This window comes from Nonomuraea sp. NPDC048916, from assembly GCF_040649575.1.
GTDB lineage: Bacteria > Actinomycetota > Actinomycetes > Streptosporangiales > Streptosporangiaceae > Nonomuraea.
The window spans coordinates 1-419 of the sequence record NZ_JBEZFS010000257.1 but is presented as its reverse complement, the minus strand read 5'-3'; the positions used below and the strand labels follow the sequence as shown (position 1 = coordinate 419).

Sequence of the window (419 nt, the reverse complement as noted above, 5' to 3'; positions counted from 1 at the left end):
AGCGCGGCTTCAACGGCACGGGGATCCAGGACATCGCCCGCACGGCCGGTATTCCCAAGGGGTCGGTGTACAACCACTTCGAGAACAAGGAAGCCCTCGCCGGCGAGGTCCTGGACCGCTACGCCGCCTCCCGCAGGTTGGGGATGCTCGCGGACGAGAACCTGGCGCCCGTGCCGCGGCTCCGCGCCCATTTTGAGTACCTCGCCGCGGATCTGGAGCACTTCTCCTACGAGCGCGGGTGCATGTTCGGGAACTTCGGGGCGGAACTGTCGAACCAGACCGACCTCATGCGCGGCAAGGTGGATGCCGGGCTGAGCGCTTGGACCGACGCCGTCACACAAGTGCTGGAAGAAGCTCGTGAGGCCGGCGCCCTCACGAGCGTCCTCACCCCCGGCCGGCTCGGGCAGTTTCTCGTGGAC

At 67.5% G+C, this 419-nt stretch carries 1 protein-coding gene; it reads left to right on the top strand.

What is annotated here, in order from left to right:
* A partial coding sequence (locus tag AB0C16_RS40740; protein WP_357691564.1) for a TetR family transcriptional regulator C-terminal domain-containing protein occupies nt 1-419 on the top strand: 419 nt, incomplete at both ends.